General features: G+C 73.5%; 12 protein-coding genes and 1 pseudogene. 8 read left to right on the forward strand and 5 right to left on the reverse strand.

Annotated elements, in window-relative coordinates; all coding sequences use genetic code 11:
- Nucleotides 1-23 precede the first annotated feature (23 nt).
- The 3 genes from JIW86_RS34485 to JIW86_RS34495 are packed head-to-tail and all read right to left on the reverse strand — an operon-like array spanning nucleotide 24 to nucleotide 2,896.
- A complete protein-coding gene (locus JIW86_RS34485; protein WP_257557922.1) occupies nucleotides 24-1,280 on the reverse strand; it encodes a Tm-1-like ATP-binding domain-containing protein in 1,257 nt (418 codons plus the stop codon).
- Between the two features lie 46 nt (nucleotides 1,281-1,326).
- On the reverse strand, nucleotides 1,327-1,806 hold the full coding sequence (locus JIW86_RS34490) for an NUDIX domain-containing protein (protein WP_257557924.1): 480 nt from the start codon (nucleotides 1,804-1,806) through the stop codon (nucleotides 1,327-1,329).
- Nucleotides 1,807-1,864: 58 nt separating this feature from the next.
- On the reverse strand, nucleotides 1,865-2,896 hold the full coding sequence (locus JIW86_RS34495) for a cation diffusion facilitator family transporter (RefSeq protein WP_257557926.1): 1,032 nt from the start codon (nucleotides 2,894-2,896) through the stop codon (nucleotides 1,865-1,867).
- A 162-nt stretch (nucleotides 2,897-3,058) separates the two neighbouring features.
- Here JIW86_RS34495 and JIW86_RS34500 point away from each other — a divergent pair, with 162 nt between their 5' ends.
- Genes JIW86_RS34500 through JIW86_RS34510 form a run of 3 tightly spaced genes read left to right on the forward strand, consistent with a single transcriptional unit; the run spans nucleotide 3,059 to nucleotide 7,019 of the window.
- Complete coding sequence (locus JIW86_RS34500; protein WP_257557928.1) at nucleotides 3,059-5,422, forward strand: FHA domain-containing protein; 2,364 nt, start codon at nucleotides 3,059-3,061, stop codon at nucleotides 5,420-5,422.
- 5 nt (nucleotides 5,423-5,427) lie between these two features.
- Nucleotides 5,428-6,054 carry a hypothetical protein gene (locus JIW86_RS34505; protein WP_257557930.1) on the forward strand — a complete coding sequence of 209 codons (627 nt, stop codon included), beginning with the start codon at nucleotides 5,428-5,430 and terminating at the stop codon, nucleotides 6,052-6,054.
- Nucleotides 6,054-7,019 carry a serine/threonine-protein kinase gene (locus JIW86_RS34510; protein ID WP_215148522.1) on the forward strand — a complete coding sequence of 322 codons (966 nt, stop codon included), beginning with the start codon at nucleotides 6,054-6,056 and terminating at the stop codon, nucleotides 7,017-7,019. The genes JIW86_RS34505 and JIW86_RS34510 overlap by 1 nt, the downstream gene beginning before the upstream one ends.
- 40 nt (nucleotides 7,020-7,059) lie before the next feature.
- Here JIW86_RS34510 and JIW86_RS34515 read toward each other — a convergent pair whose 3' ends face one another.
- Nucleotides 7,060-8,346 (reverse strand): streptophobe family protein, encoded by a 1,287-nt coding sequence (locus JIW86_RS34515; RefSeq protein WP_257557933.1) that lies wholly within the window; start codon nucleotides 8,344-8,346, stop codon nucleotides 7,060-7,062.
- A 93-nt stretch (nucleotides 8,347-8,439) separates the two neighbouring features.
- On the opposite strand from JIW86_RS34515, the pseudogene JIW86_RS34520 reads away from it, so the two are divergent.
- Nucleotides 8,440-9,687: pseudogene (locus JIW86_RS34520) on the forward strand (DUF6777 domain-containing protein); the annotation flags it as partial.
- Nucleotides 9,688-10,010: 323 nt separating this feature from the next.
- Here the strand turns inward: JIW86_RS34520 and JIW86_RS34525 are convergent.
- Nucleotides 10,011-10,253, reverse strand: coding sequence for a hypothetical protein (locus JIW86_RS34525; protein WP_257557935.1), 243 nt, complete (start codon nucleotides 10,251-10,253; stop codon nucleotides 10,011-10,013).
- A 126-nt stretch (nucleotides 10,254-10,379) separates the two neighbouring features.
- On the opposite strand from JIW86_RS34525, the gene JIW86_RS34530 reads away from it, so the two are divergent.
- The 4 genes from JIW86_RS34530 to JIW86_RS34545 all read left to right on the forward strand — a co-directional run bounded on the left by JIW86_RS34530 (nucleotide 10,380) and on the right by JIW86_RS34545 (nucleotide 14,616).
- Nucleotides 10,380-11,579, forward strand: a complete 1,200-nt coding sequence (locus tag JIW86_RS34530; RefSeq protein WP_257557937.1) for a sensor histidine kinase — start codon at nucleotides 10,380-10,382, stop codon at nucleotides 11,577-11,579.
- A gap of 19 nt (nucleotides 11,580-11,598) precedes the next feature.
- A complete protein-coding gene (locus tag JIW86_RS34535) occupies nucleotides 11,599-12,258 on the forward strand; it encodes a response regulator transcription factor (protein ID WP_257557938.1) in 660 nt (219 codons plus the stop codon).
- Nucleotides 12,259-12,276: 18 nt separating this feature from the next.
- Complete coding sequence (locus JIW86_RS34540; RefSeq protein ID WP_257557940.1) at nucleotides 12,277-12,534, forward strand: hypothetical protein; 258 nt, start codon at nucleotides 12,277-12,279, stop codon at nucleotides 12,532-12,534.
- A gap of 84 nt (nucleotides 12,535-12,618) precedes the next feature.
- Nucleotides 12,619-14,616 carry a SpoIIE family protein phosphatase gene (locus JIW86_RS34545; protein ID WP_257559548.1) on the forward strand — a complete coding sequence of 666 codons (1,998 nt, stop codon included), beginning with the start codon at nucleotides 12,619-12,621 and terminating at the stop codon, nucleotides 14,614-14,616.
- Nucleotides 14,617-14,626 lie beyond the last annotated feature (10 nt).

Consider the following 14,626-nt stretch of genomic DNA (forward strand, 5'->3'; position numbering starts at 1 on the left):
GGTTCCCGGCCGGTCGGGGTGTCTCAGGCGGCGGCCCGCTGCGCGCAGATCATCGCATGAAGTCGTTTGGCCGCCGAACGGCCGAACGCCGGGTCGTTGATGTGGGTGTCGTAGTCGTGCAGGACGGCGCCGCTGCCCCGCAGACCCTTGCGCAGCGCCGCGAACAGCGCCCGGTCCGCGGCCGGGTCGTGGTACGGCCCACCGGGGGCGCCGAGGGTGGACAGTCCGCGCAGTGGGACGCAGACGGCCGTGGGGCCGGTCGCCGCGCGGAGTTTTCCGGCGACCCGGCGCCCGAGCTCGGTGCACTCGTCCTCGGTCGTACGGATCACCGTGATGGACGGGTTGTGGACGTGGACCTGCCGGTGGCGGACCCGCTCGGGCAGGGTCTCCAGCGGGCCGAACTTGACCATGTCCAGCGCCCCCAGGCTCACCACCTGCGGAATCCCGGCCCGGCCGGCCGCGCTGAGCCGGTCGGGGCCCGCGGTGAGGATGCCGCCGCACAGGTCGTCGGCGAGCTCGCTGAGGGTGAGGTCGAGGACGCCCGCGAAGACCCCCTGGCCGGCCAGCGTTTCCAGGGTGCGGCCGCCGGAGCCGCTGACGTGGAAGACGAGTACCTCGTAGCCCAGTTCGGTCAGCCGCTCGCGGGCCGCGTCCACGCCGATCGTGGTCACGCCCGCCATGCTCGCCGCGATCAGCGGGCGGTCGCCCGCCCCCAGCCGGGGCGGGCGGTGCAGGTCCAGGGACGCGCGGGCGAAGGCCCGGGCCATCCCGGCGATCGCCTCCACCGCGTTGGCCAGGACGGGCGCCGAGATGCTGTTGATCCCCGCGATGTCCACCACGCTGTACATCATCGTGATGTCCGAGGAGCCCACGTACGGCGCGACATCGCCGGACGCCATGGACGAGACCATCAGTTTGGGTACGCCAAGCGGCAGGGCGCGCATCGCCCGGGTGGCGATGGAGGTGCCGCCGCTGCCGCCGATCGCGAGGACCCCGTGCAGCCGGCCTTCGGCGTGCAAGCGTAACAAGGTCGCCTCCGCGCCCTGGGCCATCGTGGTGACGGCCGCGCCCCGGTCGGCGGCCTCACGCAGTTCCGACAGTTCCGTTCCCGCGGCCCGGGCCACCGCGTCACGCGGCACGTCCGCGGGTACCCGGGGCTCGCCCATCACCCCCGTGTCGACCAGTACCACTTCGACGCCGGCGCGCAGCAGCCTTTCGCGCAGCCAGCCGTACTCCACACCCTTGGTGTCCAGGGTTCCCACCAGCACGACGTTCGTCATGTGTGCAATGTGCAGGCAGGCGGACCCGCTGGCAAGCCGACGCGTTTCAGCTCTTCAGCATCTCCAACAGACGGTCCAGGAAGGGCATCTGAGAGGGAATCAATTTCTCTCGCGCCGTCGGGGGAGCGAACCACGCCACGCGGTCGAGCTCGGGGAACTCCTGTACGGTCCCCGAGTGCGGCGGCCATTCCATGGTGAAGGTCCCGGGCGCCATCAGTGCGGGATCGAGGTCCGCCTCCACCGCCCAGATGGTCACCAGCTTTCCGCTGGTCAGCCGTACCTCGCCCAGTGGCAGGTACGGGCCCTCGGGCGGCGGCAGCCCGATCTCCTCGGTGAACTCCCGGCGGGCCGCGTCCCGCGGCGTCTCGTCCGGCTCGTACTCGCCCTTCGGGATGGCCCAGCCCCCGGCGTCCCGCCCGGACCAGAGCGGGCCGCCCATGTGGCCGAGCAGGACCTCGACCCCGGGGTCCGAATCCTCACCCGTTCGGCGGAACAGGAGCAGTCCGGCACTGCGCTTGTGCGTCATGGGCCCATGTATGCCCCGCGCGGCGGCGGGTCATTGATCGGTGTTCGGCGTCCGGTGCTCAGTGGTCGTGCGGGCCCTGGCGGTGGACCGGACCGTGCGCGTCCGCGCAGTGCGGATCCGCCGGGTCCTGGCCGGCGCGGCCGACCGTGAGGAGCGAGTCCTGTACGTGGTCCACCTGGAGGGTGGTGTGCGTGATCCCGTACTCCTTGGCCAGCAGTCGCTCCAGGTCCCGGCGCACCGCGTGGCAGTCGCCCGCCGGCTCGACGAGCACGTGCGCGGAGAGCGCCGCCTGCCCGGAGGTGATGGTCCAGATGTGCAGGTCGTGCACCTCGGTGACCGGCGGGTGTCCGACCAGCCGGTCGCCCACCGCGTCCGGGTCCACGTGGGCCGGGGCGGCCTCCAGGAGGATCCGGCCGGACTCGCGGACCAGCCCGTAGCCCGCCTTGACCATCAGCACCACCACCACGAGGGTGGCGATCGCGTCGGCCTGCCGGAACCCGGTGGTGAGCACGATCAGACCGGCGACGGCGGTACCGATGAACGCGAACAGGTCGTTCAGGATGTGCTGGTAGGCGCCCTCGACGGCGAGCGAGGAGCGGTTCGCCCGCGAGATGCACCAGGCCGCGGCGATGTTGACGACGATGCCCGCGAGCGCCGTCACCAGCACCAGCCCGCCCTCCACCGGCGGCGGGTCCATCAGCCGCCGCACCGCCTCGTACGCCAGCCAGAGCGCCAGCAGCAGCAGGGTCAGGCCGTTGGCCTGGGCGGAAAGTATCTCCGCCCGCTTGAGGCCGTACGTGAAGCCGCCGCGCGCCGGCCGGGCGGCCAGCCGCATCGCGATCAGCGCGAGGACGATCGAGACGGCGTCGGTCAGCATGTGGGCCGCGTCGGAGATCAGGGCCAGTGAATTGGCCACCACGCCGATGACCACCTCGATGGCCATGAACGTGCCGATCAGACCGAGCGCGATGGCCAGCCAGCGCTGGTCGGCGTCGGCGGCGACGCCGTGGCTGTGCCCGCCGTGGCCGCGCGCGCCGTGGTCGTGGCCCGTGTCGTGCGCGTGGTCGTGCGCGTGGTCGTGCCCGTTCATGGCGTCCCCCGTTTGTTCGGTTCCGTCGCGTGAAGTGAAGCGCACCCCGGCGAGATGGGCAAAGGCTGCAACGGGGACCGTTGTCATTACCCTTAAGGGGGCTCTGACCTGCGACGATGCTCGACCGGTGCCGGGTCGATCAGATCGTGGGAAAATCTGGTCATGGTCCAGCGCCCCGGTGTGCCGACCGCACCCGAGCTCGTTCTGGAAACCGACACGGGCTCCGTTCCGATGAGCCCGGGCCGGACGTATCACGTTGGCCGGGACCCGCTCTGCGAGATCTGCCTCGATGACGCCCGCGTCTCCTGGCACCACGCGATCCTGCGCCCCGACGACGGCCACTGGACGGTGCAGGACGACCACAGCACCAACGGCACCTGGGCCGACGGCCAGCGCGTCCAGGAGTGGAGCGTCGGCGTCGGCAGCGAACTGCGCTTCGGCAGCGCCGAGGACGGCCCGCGCGCCGTCCTCGTCGGTGCCGCGCCTGCCCCCGCGCCGCATGCCGGCCGGCCGTCCCGGGTCTCGAACCCCGCGCTGACCAGTACCTTCCGCACGCCCTCCGCCGTCCGCCCGCTGCCGGCCCGTACGACCGTCCGGATCGGCCGGGCCCCCGAGAACGACCTGGTCGTCAACGACCTGGTGGTCTCCCGCCGGCATGCCGAACTGCGCGGCCTGCCCGACGGCAGCTACCAGATCGTCGACCTGGGCAGCCACAACGGCACCTACCTCAACGGCGCCGCCGTCGCGGTGGCCCCCGTCGCCGAGGGCGACATCGTCGGCATCGGCCACTCGGCCTTCTGCCTGGTCGGCGACCGGCTGGAGGAGTACGTCGACAACGGCGAGGTGTCCCTCGACGTCCAGAGCCTGACCGTCACCGTGGACCACGGACGCAAGACCCTGATGGAGGGCGTCTCCTTCCCGGTCGGCGCCAAGTGCCTGCTCGCCGTCGTCGGACCCAGCGGCGCCGGCAAGTCCACCCTGCTCGGCGCACTCACCGGCCTGCGCCCCGCCGAACACGGCACCGTCCTCTACGACGGCCGCGACCTCTACCGGGACTACGCGGAGCTGCGCAGCCGCATCGGCCTGGTGCCCCAGGACGACATCCTGCACTCCCAGCTCAAGGTCCGCCGGGCCCTCGTCTACGCCGCCGAACTGCGCTTTCCGCAGGACACCGCCAAGGCCGAACGTGAGGCCCGCGTCGACGAGGTGATCCGCGAACTCGGGCTGGTCGAGCGCGCCGACCAGCCCATCCACAGCCTCTCCGGCGGCCAGCGCAAACGCGTCTCCGTCGCCCTCGAGCTGCTCACCAAGCCCTCCCTGCTCTTCCTCGACGAACCCACCTCCGGCCTCGACCCCGGCATGGACCGCTCCGTCATGCACACGCTGCGCGGCCTCGCGGACGACGGGCGCACGGTCATCGTCGTCACCCACAGCGTGCTCAACCTCGAGGTCTGCGACCGCCTCCTGGTCCTCGCACCCGGCGGGCGCATCGCCTACTACGGCCCCCCCGACGAGGCCCTCGGATTCTTCGGCTACGACCAGTGGCCCGAAGCCTTCGAGGCGTTCGAGAACCAGCGCGACCGCGACTGGGCGGGGGACTACCGGGCCTCACCGCTGCACCGCCGCTACGTCGACGTCGCCGCCGGCGGGCCGCCGCCCGCAGGGGAGGTCGGACGGGTCGCCGGCGTCGTGCCGCAGTCGCCGCCCAAGGCCCAGAGCTGGGGCTCCCAGCTCTCCACCCTGATCCGCCGGTACTCCGCCGTGCTCAGCGCCGACCGCACCTTCCTGATCATCATGGTCGCGCTGCCGTTCGTCATGGGCGCCATGACCCGCGCGCTGGCCGGCAGCGTCCTCAATGCCGAGACGGCGCTGAACGCCCTGTTCATCCTGTGCGTGGGCGGAGTCCTCATCGGCGCCGCCAACGCGGTGCGCGAACTCGTCAAGGAACGCGTCATCTACCAGCGCGAGCGTGCCGTGGGCCTGTCCCGGTCGGCCTATTTGATGTCCAAGGTGGTGGTCCTCGGCGCGGTCACGATCGCCCAGGCCGTGGTCCTCACCCTGGTCGGCCTCGCCGGAGTCCGCATCAACGCCCCCGGCGGCAAGGGTCTCTTCCTGCCACCGCTGATCGAGATCACCCTCGTCGTCGCCCTGCTGTCCGTCACCGCCATGGTGCTCGGACTGCTGATCTCCGCCCTGGTGAGCAAGGAGGAGGTCACCATGCCGCTGCTGGTCCTGCTCACCATCGTCCAGGTCGTCTTCTGCGGCTCCCTGCTGAAACTCACCGGGGTCCTCGTCATCGAACAGCTGGCCTGGTTCGTGCCGGCCCGGTGGGCCATGGGCGCGATGTCGGCCACCATCGACCTCGGTGCCATCGTGCCCGGCAAGATCACCCAGGACCCGTTGTTCGATCACAAGGCCGACGTGTGGATGCTCGAGGTCGGGATGCTGGTCGGCCTGTCCGTGCTGTTCGCCGTGCTGGTGATCCGGGTGCTGCGCCGCCACGAGCCGACGATCATGCGGAAGTAGCCTCCATGACCAGCCCCGACGAGGTCGAGGACTTCCGGCCCACCCACATCGTCCCGCAGGAGGGCCTGCCCGCGTGGGAGACCCCGGACGTGTCCCACCCCACCGTGCCGCTCGACGCCTTCCTCCCCGTACAGCTGCTGTCCCGGCGCGGCGACTGGGGGGAGGTCCTGTGCGCCAACGGCTGGTCCGCCTGGGTGGACGGGCGGCTGCTGCTCTCCGTACCGCAGCCTCCGCCCACCGCCGGAGGACAGCCCCCGGGGCGCGCCGAGGACCCCGGGCCGCAGCTCGACCGCGGCGCCGAAGCCCTGGACCGCTACCGGCGGGCCGTCGCCGAACTCGCCGCCGGGCGTACCGACAGCGAGGCCTTCCGCCGGACCGTACGGGGCCTGCGCGCCGGGATCGTCATCGACGGGGAGGCCGTGTGGCTCTACGACGAGCGGGCAGGGCGGTGGATGTACGGCGACGGGACCCGCCTGGCGACCTACGCGGCCGTCGCCGGCCCGGGCGCCTCGCCCGGGCCCCAGCCGCCGGCGCCCGACCCGGTCGCGGTCCAGCTCGACGCGGAGCCCGAGCAGTCGGTGGGGCACGCCCCGACCCGCATCGTCGACACGCCCGAGCCCGGGGACGGGTGATGGAGCCGGATCCGGTCGGCGGGCCCCCGTCCGACCTGCGGGGGAAGCAGATCGCCGGATACCTGGTGGAGAGCGAGATCGGGCGCGGCGGGATGGCCGTCGTCTACCGGGCGCGAGACCTGCGCCTGGACCGGACCGTGGCGCTGAAGCTGCTGGCACCCGAACTGGCCCGGAACGACACCTTCAGGCAGCGGTTCGCGTTCGAGTCGAGGGTGGCCGCGGCCATCGACCACCCGCACATCGTGCCCGTCTTCGAGGCGGGTGAGACGGAAGGACTGCTGTACATCGCGATGCGCTACGTCGCCGGGCGGGACCTGCGGGCGATGCTGAACCGCACCGGGCCGCTCCCGCTGGACACGGCCACGCGGATCGCGGGGCAGGTCGCCTCGGCGCTGGACGCGGCGCACGACCACGACCTGGTGCACCGGGACGTGAAACCGGGCAACATCCTGGTCGCGCAGGGCACGGACAGTGACCACCCCGAGCACGTGTACCTCACGGACTTCGGACTGACGAAGAAATCGCTGTCGCTGAGCGGGTTCACGAGCGTCGGGCAGTTCGTCGGGACGCTGGACTACGTGGCCCCGGAGCAGATCGCCGGCAAGCCGGTGGACGGCCGGTGCGACGTGTACAGCCTGGGGTGCGTGGTCTACGAGACCCTCGCCGGCGGCCCGCCCTTCGAGCGGGACGACGACATGGCCTTGCTGTGGGCCCATCAGTACGATCCCCCGCCCCCGCTGAGCTCGCGGCGGCCCGGGCTGCCGGGGGCGCTGGACGAGGTCCTGGCGAAGGCACTGGCCAAGTCCCCGGAGGACCGCTGGAGCACCTGCCTGGAGTTCACCGCGGCCCTGCGCAGCGCCGGCTCGTCCCCCGTCCGTCCGTCGACGCGCGTGGTGCCCGCGTCGCAGGACGCGGCCCCGTCACCGCCGAGGTGGGCGCTGCCGGTGTTCGGACGGCCGGCTTAGGCGTGCGGCTCGGGAGTTGTGGGCCAGGAGTGCGGGTGGCTCAGGAGTGCGGGACCGGGGCGGGTTCGTCCTCGGGGCCGCGGTGGTGGAGGGGGCGGGCCAGGAGAGATCCCAGGAAGCCCGCCACCGCGCCCCAGAGGAGGGCGAGGCCCACCGTGCGCCACAGGACGGGGTTGAGTTCCACCGTGCCGCCGAGGCCGCCGACATCCCCGATGCCCAGGAGAGAGAGCCCGAACTGGGCCTGGATCCGCGCCAGCAGACAGATCATCAGGGTCGCGAGGGCCAGGGCCACACCCAGATGGAGCGCGTGCTTCCAGGGGCGTACGTGCGCGGGGGACCATACGGCCGCCAGCACGCCCGTGCCCAGCAGCAGGACGGCGGCCACCACCACCAGCCACCACGCCCGGGAGTCCCGCTCGGCGAGCGCGGCCACGTCGACCGTGGACAGGTCGGAGCCACGCAGGACCTGGTCCAGCAACTGCGGCATCGGCAGCCCGAAGGGGCCCTCGACCTTGCCCTCCCAGGCACCGCCGAAGCCCAGGGTCAGTGCGAGCCAGACCAGGTTCGGCAGGCCCAGCAGGATCACGGCCAGGGTCTGGGCGGCATGGCCCTGGGTCGCGGCCACGACCACGCCGACCCCGATGCCGAGGACGACGTACGCGAGCAGGAGCACGACCGTGGCGAAGGCCGCCGGGCGCACCGCCGCGTGGAAGCGGACCAGCCCGGTCGGGAGCGGTGCGCGGCGCGAGACCAGCAGGGCGACCAGCAACAGGCCCAAGATCCAAAGCAGTCCGAAGAAGAGCGTGACGGGCAGGTCGGCCCGGAAGCCCACCGTCGGCGAGGAGTCGAGGAGTTCGCCGATCACTCCAATGGGGGAATCGCCGGTGGAGATGCCGAAGGTCTGCCGGGCGAGGAGCGCGGCGCCGGTCAGGGCGAGCAGCCACAGCAGGATCAACGGGACGGCCCGGCCGATGAGTTCGCGGGGCCGGGCCACCGCCCGGTTGTGCAGGGGGCGCAGGAAGCAGTAGCCGGCCATGAGGGCGCCGGCCAGGCTCACCGAGAGCGGGAGCACCGACAGGCTCGCGTCCGCCCCCGCCAGGGAACCGGCGCTGCCCGTCACCTCTACCGAACCGCCGGCCGCCATCACGACGACCGCGGCGACGACACGGGGGAACGCGCCGCCCGGCAGGTCGCCCGCGCCCGCGCACGCCAGGCCGGCCGAGGCGACCGCGGTCATCACCGCGAAAGCCGCGACCACGGCGACGAGGGCGTCGCGCCATGCCCCCGCGGAGCCCCCGGACGATGGTGATCTCGGTGTCTGGCTCACCCTGCAACCGTGGCACTCTCGGCTTGCGGGCACCACCCGGACGGCGCACACAATGGTCCGCAGGGAACTCACTCCTCCTGCAAAGGAGAGCCCGTGACCACGCAACCCTCCGGCCGACCGCCCTCGTCAGAACGCCCCACCGGGCCGCCATCGGGCCCGCTCTCGGGCGGGCAGCAGGGGCCCCCACCGCCCCCACCACCGTCGGCGCCGCCCGGTGGTCCCGGCGGACCGGCCAAAGGTCCCTGGTGGCGGTCCGTACCCCGGCTCGTCACCGCACTCGTCGCGGTGGCGGCGGCCGTGGCCCTGGCCGTGGTGCTGACCAGGCCCGGCGGCGGTACGGCCGCGGGCGGCGAGGTGTTCCTCCAGCCGGCCGCGGCGTCGGGCCCGGACCCGTTCACCGAGTCGACCGCGTCGCGCGATGCCACGCCGCCGCCGGACAGCCCGCCACCGTCCGGGAGCAGGACGCCGGCCGCCACGGGCGCCACCGTCACCACGGGCACCCGGACCGTCAGCGGGGCCTCGCCCGGGGTGTACGAGGGCACCAAGAACGTCGCCAGCTGCGACGTCGAGAAGCTGATCAAGGACCTGTCCGCGAATCCGTCCAAGAACGCCGCCTTCGCCTCGGCCCTCGGCATCCAGCCGGCGGCCGTCCCCGGCTACCTCCGCTCGCTCACCCCCGTGCAGCTGCGGATGGACACCCGGGTCACGAACCACGGCTACCGGGACGGCAAGCTCAATCCCTACCAGGCCGTGCTCCAGGCCGGGACGGCCGTGCTCGTGGACGACCGCGGGGTGCCGCGGGTGCGGTGCGCGTGCGGGAACCCGCTCGGGCCGCCGGTGGCGCTCAAGGCCAACCCGAAGCGCTTCGGGCAGGTGTGGAACTCGTACCAGCCCGCGCAGGTGGTCGTCATCGCACCGTCGGTGACCGTCGTGAACACGTTCGTGATCTACGACCGCCACAACCGGCACTGGTACGAGCGCGACCGCGGCGACCACCACGGCAAGCACGACAGGCCGGTGCCGCCGCCCGTGTTCCCGACTCCGACTTGGTCGCACCCGACGCACACGCCAACGCACCCCACGCACACGCCGACGCACCCGACGGGCACCCCGACGCACCCGACGGGCACCCCGACGCACCCGACGGGCACCCCGACGTCGACCGTGACGCCGTCGCCGACGCCGACCGTCACGCCCTCGGAGTCCCCGTCCGAGTCGCCTTCCGTGACGCCTTCGGAGTCCCCGTCCCAGTCGCCGTCGGAGTCGCCCTCCGAGTCGCCCTCGGAGTCTCCGTCCGAGTCACCTTCGGAGTCCCCGCCGGAGTCGCCTTCGGCGTCGCCGTCCGAGGCGACCGAGCCCGCGTCCTCGCCGCCGGCGACCCTGCGGCGTTCGGTGGAACCGCAGTCCCTGCCGCCCTCGTCCGAGGCCCCGGTGTCCACGGCCCCGCTGCCGACGGTCGCGCCTCCGCCGCCGTCGCCGGAGCAGCCCAACCAGGAGCAGCAGCAGAACCAGGAGCAGCAGAACCAGGACCAGCAGCCCAACCAGGAGCAGCAGAACCAGAACGAGCAGAACCAGAACGAGCAGAACCAGAACCAGCCTGAGCAGTAGCAGCGCCCCGGGCCGCCTCCTCCACGCGGGGGAGGCGGCCCGGCCTGCCGGCGGAGCTACGTACGCCGCTGCCGCCCGGCGAGCGCGTCGCCCGCCGCGCCCACCGCGAGCCCGAGCACCACCATCACCACGTAACCGAAGATCTCGTAGCCCTCGGGCACGAGGAAGCGGACGAAGCCCATGAAGTGGATCCAGTCGAGCCATTCGTGCAGCAGGCCGCTCGCGCCGCCGACGACGAGGACGAAGGCGAGCAGCCCCGACACGGCCGTCACGGGGGATTTCGGTGTGGGTGAGGTCATGCTCCGACGGTAGGCGGGCGGCGCCGGGCGGCGGATCGGCCGTTGGGCGGCGACGGGTGGTACTTAAGTATCCGGTTCGCAGCGCGGAAGCCCGGTCACGGCGGGGTCCGCGTAGATTTCCGGGACATGCGCCGCATCCACCGCATCCACCGCACCCGCCGGGACTGGGCCGCCGACCTGGCCCTCGTCCTCTTCGCCGCCTGTTTCGCGGCCGTCAGTTCGCAGTCCATCCCGGTGGCGGACAGCATCGGCCCCGCGTGGCGGGCAGCCGACCAGGCGGCCGGCGGACTGGCCTGCGCGGCGGTGCTGCTGCGGCGGCGCTGGCCGGTGCAGCTCGCGGTGGTGCTTCTCCTGGCGGGCTCGCAGGCGCACTATCTGACCGGCCCGGCGCTGGTGGCGGTGTTCACGGTGGCCGCGACCCGGCCGTGGCGGGTCACGGGCTGGGTGGCGGCGTTGGCCTTCGCCCCGCTCCCCGTCTTCGTGTGGCAGCTGCCGGCCATGGCCGAGGAGCGGGCGGGCGCGGCGGTGACCTACTTCGCCCTGATCGCCGGGGCGATCGGCTGGGGCCTGTTCCGGCGGTCCCGGCAGCAGCTCATCGCCTCGCTGCGGGAGCGCGCCGAACTGGCCGAGGCGGACGCGGAGTCGCGGGCCGAACGGGTCCGGATGGAGGCGCGTGAGGAGATCGCCCGCGAGATGCACGACGTACTCGGGCACCGGCTGTCGCTGCTGAGCGTGCACGCGGGCGCCCTGGAGTACAACCCGGGCGCCCCGCCCGCGGAGAACGAGCGGGCCGCCGGGGTGATCCGGGAGAGCGCTCACCTGGCCCTCCACGATCTGCGCGAGGTGATCGGGGTGCTGCGGTCGGGAACGGGCACGGACGCCGCGGAGGGCGAGCGGCCGCAGCCGGAACTGGCGGACCTGGAACGGCTGGTGGCCGAGGCCCGGGCGGCGGGCGGGCGGATCGAGCTGACCGGGCCGCCCGAGGGGCTCGCGCCGCCGCCGCTGGCGGGACGCACGGCGTACCGGATCGTGCAGGAGGCGCTGACCAACGTACGCAAGCACGCCCCGGGGGCGACGGTCGAGGTGCGGGTGGCCGGAGCCCCGGGGGACCGGCTGACGGTGGAAGTGCACAGCGCCCGGCCGCCCGGTCCGGTTCCAGGGCCCGTTCCAGGGCCGGTTCCAGGACCGGTTCCCGGGCCCGGCGCGGGCGGCGGGCAGGGGCTGATCGGACTGGCCGAGCGGGCCCGGCTGGCGGGCGGCGAGCTCAGGGCCGGCCCCGCGGACGACGGCTTCCGGGTGGACGCCTGGCTACCCTGGCAGGACTGAACGGACGGAAGGGACGCGGGTGATCCGGGTACTGCTGGTCGACGACGACGCGATCGTGCGGGCCGGGCTGCGCCTGATGCTGGGCGGCGCCCCGGACATCGAGCTCGTCGCGGAGGCCGCGGACGGGGCTGAGGTGCCCGCGCTGGTCACCTCGTCCCGCCCCGACCTGGTGCTGATGGACATCCGGATGCCGGGCGTCGACGGGCTGACGGCCACCGAGGCGCTGCGGGCCCGGCCCGGCGCGCCCGAGGTGCTGGTCCTGACCACCTTCCACACCGACGCGCACGTCCTGCGGGCGCTGCGCGCCGGTGCGGCCGGGTTCGTCCTCAAGGACACCCCGCCGCACGAGATCGTGACGGCGATCCGGACGGTGGCCGCCGGGGACCCGGTGCTCTCCCCGGCGGTCACCCGTCGGCTCATCGACCGGGTGGCGGCCGACACCGGCCAGGACACCCGCGCGGCCGCCGCCCGGGAACGGCTGGAGCTGCTGGCCGGGCGCGAGCGGGAGGTGGCCCTGGCGGTAGGGCGCGGCCTGTCCAACGCGGAGATCGCGCGGGAACTGCATCTGGCGCTGCCGACCGTGAAGACGCACGTGTCCCGGATCCTGACCCGGCTGCACCTCAACAACCGTGTCCAGATCGCCCTGTTGGTCCACGACGCGACCACGCCGGACGGTTAGCCGCCCGGCTAGGGTGGCGTGGCAGGCGCGGCGAGCAGTACGGCGGTCACGGCCCACCAGCCGGAAGAGGCCCGGGCGGGGCGTTCGGCGAGCTCGGGGTCGAGGACGGCCGGCAAGGTCCGCCGGGCGGGCGCCGGGGCGGCCCGCACCGCTGCCGTCGGGGCGGCGGCCGGCTCCGGGTCCTGGTCCCGGAATGAGCGGGCCGAGGGCGAGCGGGTCCCGGTACGGCCGGACGGCCAGGCGCCGCTCGGGCCCCCGCGCGAGCCCTCGCCGTGAGACGCTGGCTGCGTGGCCCAGTGGGGACAGAATCCCGAGGTCGACTGGCCCGCGCGGCCGGATACGAGCCTGGCGCTCAACCGCATGGGCACCTTCGACTGGGACCTCGACAGCGGGCGGATGTTCCTCGACCCGACCGCCCTCGAGGTTCTCGACCTGCGCCCGGACGAGTTCGACGGGACCACCGCCGGACTACGCCCCCGCATCCCGCCCGCCGACGAGGCCCGGCTCGAGGCCCGCGTCGCGCAGGCCCTCAAGGACGGCCACAGCCACTACGGGGCCTACGTCCGCGGCCGCCGCCGGGACGGAACCCTGGCCTGGATCCACATCCAGGGGCACATCGTGCGGGACCCGGGCGGGCGTCCGTACCGGGTCATCGGGATCCTCCGGGACGCCGCCCACGACCCCGGGGAGCCCGGCGCCGCCGGGGAGCAGGCCGAGGACCGGCGCCGGATGACCGGGGTCGTCGAGCGGACCACGGCCATCCTCGCCCACGCCCGCACCGTCAACGACGTGACCGACGTCCTCAAGGACCCGGAGGCCCTCGGGCACCTGGGCGCCGTCAGCGTGATGCTGGGCGTAGTGGACGGCGCTCGCATCCACCTGGTCGCCGAGGGGCAGCTGGGCTCGTACGTGCCCGAGATCGAGTACACGCGGATCGACGCGCAGTTCCCGATGAGCGAGGCCGTACGCACCATGCAGCCGGTCTACCTCGCCTCACGGGAGGAGTTCCAGCTGGGCTACCCGCAGCTGTGGCCGTACATCGAGCCGCTGTCCGTGCGCAGCGGGGCCTACCTGCCGCTGATCGCCCAGGGACGGCCCATCGGCGCACTCGGGCTGCTCTACACGCGCGACGGCGACTTCACCGCCGAGGAGCGCAACCTGCTGATGGCGCTCGGCAGCGGCATCGCGCAGAGCCTCCAGCGCGCCATGCTCTTCGAGCAGGAGCACGACCTGGCGGAGGGCCTCCAGCGGGCCATGCTGCCCCGCCGGATCCCCGAGGTGCCCGGTGCGCGGATCGCCGTGCGGTACCGGTCCGCACGGATGGGGCGGGACATCGGCGGCGACTGGTACGACGTGATCCCGCTCGGCGAGGGCCGCGTCGGGGTGATGATCGGCGACGTGGAGGGGCACGACACGGACGCGGCCGCCGTCATGGGCCAGCTGCGCATCGTGCTGCGCGCCTACATCGCCGAGGGGCACACCCCCGGCACCGCCATGGCGCGGGCCTCGGCCTTCCTGCGCGAGCTGGAGACGGACCGCTTCGCCACCTGCACGTACGCCGAACTGGACCTCACCACCGGGATGCTCCGTATGGTCCGAGCCGGCCACCTCGACCCGGTGGTGCGGCGCGGGGACGGCAGCTGCCACCGGATCCAGGTGGCGGGCGGCCTGCCGCTCGGCCTGCCGCCCCGCGAACAGTCCGGGACCGGCTCCGGCTACCCGGTCACCAGCCTCGAACTGCACCCCGGTGACACCCTGCTGCTGTGCACGGACGGCCTGATCGAACGGCCCGGAGCGGACCCGGACACCGGCATGCGCGAGCTCATGGCCGCGGCCCGCGGCGGCCCGGTCGACGTGGAGGAACTCGCCGACGTGCTGTGCGACCTGGTCGGCGACGCGGGCGGCGGGGACGACATGGCCCTGCTCGTCCTGCGCCGCCGCGGCACTCCCACCGGGCGCGGCGGCGGTCCGCTGCGCCAGCGGCTGGAACCCGGCGATCCGGAGGCCCCGGCGATGGCCCGGCACCTGATCCGGGCGGCCGTGGCCGCCTGGGGAGCACGGGAACGGGCCGACGAGATCGAACTCGCAGCGGACGAGCTGATCACCAATGCCCTGGTCCACACGGACGACGGCGCCGACGTCGGCATGCGGCTGACGGCGGAAGGCCGGATCCGCATCGAGGTCGAGGACACCAGCAGCGCCCTGCCGAGGCGGCGCGAGGCGGGGGACTGGGCGGTGTCGGGACGCGGGCTGCTGCTGGTGGAGCGGCTCGCGGAGGCCTGGGGCGTGGAGCCCCGGGGCGGCGGGAAGTGCGTGTGGTGCGAGTTCGCCGTCACCGCCCCGGAGCAGCCAAGCTGAACGCCGGAGG

The sequence above is a fragment of the Streptomyces sp. NBC_00162 genome (assembly GCF_024611995.1).
Taxonomy (GTDB): domain Bacteria; phylum Actinomycetota; class Actinomycetes; order Streptomycetales; family Streptomycetaceae; genus Streptomyces.